Below are 7173 nucleotides of genomic sequence, written 5' to 3' on the forward strand. Positions count from 1 at the left end.
AGTCACAGAAAGCCTTTTTGATTCCTTTTGAGGCTTTGGTCAAAAGGAATGCAAGCAATCTATCTGATTGCGCGCAGTGTATTATACAAAACCTGTGGTGCATTTAGATGATAAAAGATAACTAATTGAAATATAACACATATTTAATATTGTCATTGAGTCGCCTTCGCTCCTCGAACGTTGTCATTCTGAGTGCAACGAAGAATCTATATTTTCTAAAAACAGAAATGTGTTTATATCAAAACCCTAAATGCACCACGGGTATCTTGATAATATAGTTCGATAAAAATCAGGGGGCCTGCAAACCGATTGTTGCAAGCCCCCTTCCGAATAAAGTTCTACTTCTTATAAATAATTATTTCACAATAATTTTCTCAGCCCGTTGCGATGTATCTGTCATCACCTTTATAATGTATACGCCTGCTGGTATTGATGCTGTCGCAATATCACAACTAAGCTCGTTTGGCTGCATCGCTTTCACTTGCCCGCCCGACAAGGAATATATTTTTATTTCCTTGATACTTGAGTCGGCCGCAACTTTTACATATCCGTCAATCGTTCTTACTGTGATCTTTTTATCTGCATCTGCATTATCTATTCCTACTTTTGCTTTCAGTTTAACAGCATAAAAGTTGTCGAGATAAATCATTCCGTTTGCATCAGCACCTGTTCCCGGAGACATTTGATAAGAATCTAAATAGAACGGATTTCCCGGATCTATTACGCCATTACCATTCACCCATGCATAAGCTTCGCCTTTTGTCAAATCCCATTCCATCAATTTCCATCCAACAAAGTCCAGAACCAGCCACGCATTTGTCTCATATTTACCCAGACCATCAACCATATTATACCTTATTTTATTTTTCGAACCATCTCCAAACACATAGGTCCTTAAAATATAATCTTCGTTGAATGTTCCCAGGTTATTTTTAGAGTTGGATGCAGGCAAGTACCATCTGATAAATGGCGAACCCGATGTTGCTTCCAAATCCCATGCATAAGTTAACCTTGCACTCTTTGTGCTTGTAGAACCAGACGTGTATGTACTGCTAATTTCTACCACTGTTGCCGGAGCCGGTTTAACGTTTGCTGTTGACCCCGAACCCGTAAGAGCCCACCATCCTGCACCAAGGCTCTCGAACGCGTCAAGATCGATCTGAACATCTACACTCTCTATATCCGTACTAAATGTAAATGATTCTGCGGTGGTTGCATTTCCCAATTGGTCTTTCAATCCTGCTGCTATATTTACCGTATATGAAGTAAAGTCAGCCAAATCTTCCGAAGGAATAAAATGCAACGCACTACGTCCGTTTGCTGTCCCTAACTGTACAGTACCTGCAACAGCCGGCGTCAATTTTATATGGTCGGCAGTTACAGAAGCAGCTGTTATTTCCTCGTCGTATTCTAACCTGATTACCGGACGTGCCAATTTTGTGGCGTCATTCGCCTTAGGATCATAAGCTACAATTTGCGGTGCTTGAGTATCCATCGGCGATATTGTAAATGCCAATGCACAATCACCCCCTGCTATGCCATCTCTATTGCCATCGATAAACTGATTTGTCTCACTATTTTTAGCCACACTGCCATCAATTATTAAAGTATAGGCTGTTTCATAATCCAGTGCCGACACGTCTATATTCAATGTAAAATTATCATCCCATGAATAAGATACTGTCTTAGCCGGTACAACGCTAATGGCCGATTCGACTGATGCCCTGTCCATTTCACGGCTAAATTTTATTGTCATAGGAAAATCTCTCACCACAGAAGTCAAATCTTCCGGCAAAACCGATACAACTTTAGCCGGAACGGTACTCACCAAGTCCACATCCAATATTCCAATATTATCTATTGTCGATCCGCTTGGGTCTGTCGGTATCTTGAGAGTTTTATTTACTGTCTGAAAGTTGGGAGACGTAATTGTTACATCCACCGTAGCACCGGGGGTTAATCCTTCTATAAAATAGAACCCGTTGTGCAACAAATCCGGATCGTTCGAATAGTTTTTAAATACTGTCTCGTAGTCGTCCGTTTTGTAGGTCTTTGTTCCTGCCGACGGGTCAACAAGAGTTACAGTCACCCCATTTGCATAAACACCGGTTTCGCCGTCTTTCAAAAATCCGGAAGCAAAACCTAATGCAGGCGGAGTCAATCCTTTATATTTCACTATCGAACGGAAAGCCGCCAATGCCTCCAAACGTTTCCAGTCTGCATTGATATTACGTTGCTGTTGCACAGGATGTGTATGGAAAGCTGCTTCACTCAGCAACGATGCCATATTCGATTCTCTGTTTACATGCAGATACGGCCTTAAAGATGTAGTATAATTGTAGAAAACATGGTCGTTCTGGTTTCCTCTTGTTCCATCTGCGGTACGCATAGCCCCCGTGAGATCGGGGCATAGTATATCGCCAAATGCTTTTCCACCCTCAGGCAGTTTCTCTAATATATCACCTCCAAGCACCAGTCTGCGACCTCCGTACAGAGTAAGGGTTCTGTTGGGAGCCGTAGCATCTGCCGCATCACTGTGAATTGAGTAATAAAAATCTGCACCAAACGCATTGGCCTCATCCGTACGTTGTGTCAACGACATTGTCTTCGTATCATCTTCCCTACACAATTTCAGATTTTCAGGTTTCATATCGGTGTGCGTCAACAGATACTCTTTAAGCGCTAAAGCCACCCTCACGGTTTTTTCGGCTTCGGAATAGTTATAAAGTCCTCCGTTTTCTTTCTGAGAGTGTCCGGGATCGACATAAAGCTTAAAATCGCTCATGCCCGTTACTTTCTGAGCCTTTATTGATGAACATGGAATCAAAAAGGCACATAAAAATAATCCTGCTATTGTATATTTTATTCTATTTTTCATAAGACAAGTGTGTTTAAGTTATCATTTAAGGTCTATAACATAAATTGCTCCACTTGCATATTCTTCAAACGCAAGTTTTTTTCCATCGGGAGATATAGCCGGACGAAGTGCTACATAAGCATCGGATGCCAAAATAGCCGATCTGGCACCTGTATTCACATCAATAGCAAACAACTCGCCTTTTGTCACCACTCTTCCATCATCCTTCACAACCGAAGCTATAACATATTTTCCGTCAGGAGTCCATGAGGCATTTTCGCCCTCGCCCAAACGTTTCATGTTCGACCCGTCTGCATCGCAGATCAACAAGCCTTCGCCTCCTACCTGAAATACAATTTTATCGCCAGCCGGAGACAATACGGGATTGAAAATTATCCGACCTTTAAATTCCGATAGTCCGGATACTTCCCCGGCAACCAAAGCGGGATCTTCAACCATTCTTCTTAAAAGCATTTCGCCCGGCACATCAGCCTGACTCTTCAACGGAACGGCTTTCGCTACAGGCTTCGACGAACGGGTTTCCGTGCCCACTTTATACAAAACTTTCGATTTATCATTGCTCCAATATGGCATGCCTTTCAGTTGGCGGGTTTTCGGCAAAATCAGCTCTTCCGATTTTGTTTCCACATTGTATGCCTTCACTTCGTTAAACACACACCTGTTTTCAAGCACCGAGGTACGTGCCAGAATAGTACTGTTATCGGCCGACCATTTCATTTTATAACCGGCTCCTTGGTCTGCTGTAATTTGTTTCAGATTAAGTCCACTCGCATCCACTATCCAGATACCTGAATTTCCGTAAGAGGTCATGGCCAATTTTTTTCCATCATTCGACCAAACCGGTGATTTTAATGCTTCGCTTAACTGGACTATTACTTTAGGTTTGCCTGCGGCCTTAGGTTGGGCAAATAGGAAACCTCCGCAAATCAATGACAAAGTAATTGTGAAAAGTAATTTTTTCTTCATTGTGCAAAAGATTAGTTAAACAATTAATAATATATATCAATCAAGAATTATTGATTATTCCTTGTTTTACAAACTATACGGCACAAGTACAGCCATATAGAGTCCACACAATTAAGTCTGTAAATCTACTTATTCATTTGCACAGAAACAAAAATAAGCGCATTAAATATATTTAAATTATGTTTTCGATATTTAATTATTGTGAATTTTAGATTCTAAATCGTAAAATAATAAATTGGATAAATTAAATATGATCGAACCTTTCTAAAGCCGATTTTATCGATCAATACAGGCTCTTAAGAAGTAATATGGCGCTATATATCGATTATTATTGCACACATCTCCCTGATCGGTTAGCTTTGCAAACACTAAGGAAGCTGTGAAGCAGAGGTAGAATATTACAGGGAATGAATTTTATTTCATTTCAATAAAGTGTTTTGTAAAACAAAGTTGTTATTTTTGAAGGAAAGCGATCGGTGATCTTTAGAATGGGTTAGCTAAAACACCGGTTGCTTTTCATTTATCATTCAGAGCCTCCTGTATGTTGTCGAATACAATTTTCAAAATATTCCTCACTTGGCTCATACCTTCATCGTCCACACCCTTCAATGCAAGTTTGGTTGTATCCAGCACCGCTTTTTCGGCTTTCGACTGGATAGACCGCGCTTTAACCGTCAGATATATCAGATTCGACCGGCGATCGTTAGGCGGTGTGCGGCGAACAACCATATCTTGCTTCACCAGATTGTCGATAAGGCGAGTCATGCTTGGCTTATCTTTGAAAGTGGCATCACACAGTTTCTGTTGCGACACTCCATCTTCTTTCCACAGAAAAGACAATACAGTCCACTGCTCCGGAGTTATATCCAAACCTACCTTTTTGAAGTTACGATACATCATCCTATTGATGGCCATCGACACCTTTCCGTTTATGATAGGAAAAATAATATCTAAATCCAGTATACTGTTATAATCGGTCTTTTCCATTTTTTGTCATTTTTGAAACAAATACTCCTTATCGAGAACCCTACCCCTTAGTAGTCGTGAGAAATACATCACACAAAAATAGAATAAGTTCTTGTTTTTAACAAGAATATCAGGCTCGTTCTTGCTTTATTAGGAGATTTGTTGTACTTTTGCACCTCAAAACTTTAATGTTTAACAATTTATTAAGTTATTTATTTTATGAACAATTATGAAACCGTTTTCATTTTGACTCCCGTTTTGTCTGATGTTCAGATGAAGGAAGCGGTAGAGAAGTTCAAAGCCCTTTTGGTTAAAGAAGGAGCCGAGATCGTAAATGAAGAAAACTGGGGGCTTAAGAAATTAGCCTACCCTATCCAAAAAAAATCGACAGGATTTTATGCTTTTCTTGAATTCAATGCAGAACCTTCTGTTATTGAAAAACTTGAACTGAATTTCCGTCGCGACGAACGAGTTATCCGTTTCTTAACTTTCCGTCAAGACAAGTATGCAAAACAATACGCAGAAAAGAGAAGAGGTCTTAAATCATCAACTAAAAAAGAGAATTAATTATGGCACAACAATCAGAAATCAGATATTTAACTCCTCCATCAGTTGAAGTAAAGAAGAAAAAATATTGCCGTTTCAAAAAAAGCGGAATCAAATATATTGATTATAAAGATCCTGAATTCTTGAAAAAATTCTTGAACGAACAAGGAAAAATACTTCCTCGCCGCATTACAGGAACTTCGTTGAAGTTTCAACGTCGTGTAGCTCAAGCAGTGAAGAGAGCCCGTCATTTGGCGCTTCTTCCTTATGTAACTGATTTAATGAAATAATTTAAACAAAAGGAGATTTAAGAAATGCAAGTTATATTGAAAGAAGATGTGGCTAATCTAGGATTCAAAGACGATATCGTAACTGTAAAAGAAGGTTATGGACGTAACTTCCTTATTCCACAAAAAAAGGCTGTGATTGCAACAGATTCAGCGAAGAAAATGTTGGCTGAAAACCTAAAGCAACGTGCCCATAAATTAGAAAAAATCAAAAAAGACGCGGAAGAACTGGCAGCTAAATTAGAAGGAGTTTCTCTTACTATCGGAGCTAAAACAAGTTCTACCGGAACTATCTTCGGTTCTGTTACAAACATCCAAATATCAGAAGCTCTGGCTAAACTTGGATACAATGTTGACAGAAAAACAATCGTAATTAAAGATGCGGTTAAAGAAGTTGGTTCTTACAAAGCAATCGCAAGGCTTCACAAAGAAGTTTCGGTTGAAATACCATTCGAAGTTATTTCTGAATAAGACTACGAATCAAAATAAGAAAAAAGGGCGGAAATCGATTGATTTCCGCCCTTTTTTGTGATCTCTCCAATAGAAATATCATTACCTTTACATTTTACTAAAAGACATAAACCTTTACCCGTAGTGCATTTAGAAAATGAAAGATAACTAACTGAAACATAGCACATATTTACATTATCATTGAGTCGCCTTCGCTCCTCGAACATTGTCATTCTGAGTGCAACGAAGAATCTATACTTTCTAAAAAACAGATCCTTCACTTTGTTCAGGATGACAATCCGGATATAAATCTTATAATAATTGAATTAACATCAAACTCTTAAATACACTATGAGTAACCTTTATAAAATTTCATTATGGCAAAAGTATATTTCATCCTTCTCTTCTGTCTATTTTCCATCACAATGGCCGGGCAGGATAATAATAAATTTGAATATCCGGGTGGCGAGAAAGCTCTTGAAACATTAGTTAATCAATATATCCATATTCCCGAAAGTCTGGATTTGACAGGTCATGAAACCTATAGTTTCGAGATAACCTTAAGCTATTCCGGATTTGTAGAAAGTTATTCATTTATGGAAAATGACCATCCGGCAGATATTTATGTGTCAAAAAAATTAGAAACTATATATCAAAATATGGATAGATGGACTCCAAAAACAGAGATAGAGAATCAAATGATAAAAACAAAATATAAGATAACACTAGATTTAAAAAGCAAAGAAATAGGCGTAATATATAAAGAATATGACCCTCAATCTATTCTCAAGACATTAGACCTAGACAGCAAAGATCCTGAGGACTGGCAAATTGAAGTAAAAGGCATTAAACGAAAAAATAAAACTAAAAAAGGCAATTAAGCATAAATACATATTAGACAAAAAAAAATGTCACCCGGTACAAACCAGATGACATTTTTTCTTTTATATCTTAAATTGGAATTTGAACTTTATTTATATTACCTTTTTTTACATATACATTAGACTTCGGGTAGTATCTTAATATTTAATACTACAATACTTTTTAGAAAGATCTCCAGAAAGGAGGTGTTCCAGCCGC

General features: G+C 38.3%; 7 protein-coding genes. 4 read left to right on the top strand and 3 right to left on the bottom strand.

Going from position 1 to position 7173, the window contains the following annotated elements; all coding sequences use genetic code 11:
- Positions 1-355 precede the first annotated feature (355 nt).
- The 3 genes from D0T56_RS16200 to D0T56_RS16210 form a co-directional block, all read right to left on the bottom strand.
- Positions 356-2878 (bottom strand): Ig-like domain-containing protein, encoded by a 2523-nt coding sequence (locus tag D0T56_RS16200; protein WP_163321211.1) that lies wholly within the window; start codon positions 2876-2878, stop codon positions 356-358.
- Positions 2879-2899: 21 nt separating this feature from the next.
- Positions 2900-3844 (bottom strand): PD40 domain-containing protein, encoded by a 945-nt coding sequence (locus D0T56_RS16205; protein ID WP_163321212.1) that lies wholly within the window; start codon positions 3842-3844, stop codon positions 2900-2902.
- A gap of 516 nt (positions 3845-4360) precedes the next feature.
- Positions 4361-4831, bottom strand: a complete 471-nt coding sequence (locus tag D0T56_RS16210) for a MarR family winged helix-turn-helix transcriptional regulator (RefSeq protein WP_163321213.1) — start codon at positions 4829-4831, stop codon at positions 4361-4363.
- 198 nt (positions 4832-5029) lie between these two features.
- On the opposite strand from D0T56_RS16210, the gene rpsF reads away from it, so the two are divergent.
- The 4 genes from rpsF (at position 5030) to D0T56_RS16230 (ending at position 6974) form a co-directional block, all read left to right on the top strand.
- Positions 5030-5377 (top strand): 30S ribosomal protein S6, encoded by a 348-nt coding sequence (rpsF, locus tag D0T56_RS16215; protein ID WP_163321214.1) that lies wholly within the window; start codon positions 5030-5032, stop codon positions 5375-5377.
- Positions 5377-5646 carry a 30S ribosomal protein S18 gene (gene rpsR, locus D0T56_RS16220; protein ID WP_370458815.1) on the top strand — a complete coding sequence of 90 codons (270 nt, stop codon included), beginning with the start codon at positions 5377-5379 and terminating at the stop codon, positions 5644-5646. The genes rpsF and rpsR overlap by 1 nt, the downstream gene beginning before the upstream one ends.
- A gap of 24 nt (positions 5647-5670) precedes the next feature.
- Positions 5671-6114 (top strand): 50S ribosomal protein L9, encoded by a 444-nt coding sequence (rplI, locus tag D0T56_RS16225; RefSeq protein WP_163321216.1) that lies wholly within the window; start codon positions 5671-5673, stop codon positions 6112-6114.
- 356 nt (positions 6115-6470) lie between these two features.
- On the top strand, positions 6471-6974 hold the full coding sequence (locus D0T56_RS16230) for a hypothetical protein (protein ID WP_163321217.1): 504 nt from the start codon (positions 6471-6473) through the stop codon (positions 6972-6974).
- The last annotated feature ends 199 nt before the right edge of the window (positions 6975-7173 follow it).

The sequence above is a fragment of the Dysgonomonas sp. 520 genome (assembly GCF_010501095.1).
Lineage (GTDB): Bacteria > Bacteroidota > Bacteroidia > Bacteroidales > Dysgonomonadaceae > QVMP01.

Bases quoted from the DNA above. Each gene is read 5' to 3' on its own strand.
- D0T56_RS16200 (WP_163321211.1), bottom strand. From the start codon at position 2,878: ATGAAAAATAGAATAAAATATACAATAGCAGGATTATTTTTATGTGCC.
- rplI (WP_163321216.1), top strand. From the start codon at position 5,671: ATGCAAGTTATATTGAAAGAAGATGTGGCTAATCTAGGATTCAAAGAC.
- D0T56_RS16210 (WP_163321213.1), bottom strand. From the start codon at position 4,831: ATGGAAAAGACCGATTATAACAGTATACTGGATTTAGATATTATTTTT.
- D0T56_RS16230 (WP_163321217.1), top strand. From the start codon at position 6,471: ATGGCAAAAGTATATTTCATCCTTCTCTTCTGTCTATTTTCCATCACA.
- D0T56_RS16205 (WP_163321212.1), bottom strand. From the start codon at position 3,844: ATGAAGAAAAAATTACTTTTCACAATTACTTTGTCATTGATTTGCGGA.
- rpsF (WP_163321214.1), top strand. From the start codon at position 5,030: ATGAACAATTATGAAACCGTTTTCATTTTGACTCCCGTTTTGTCTGAT.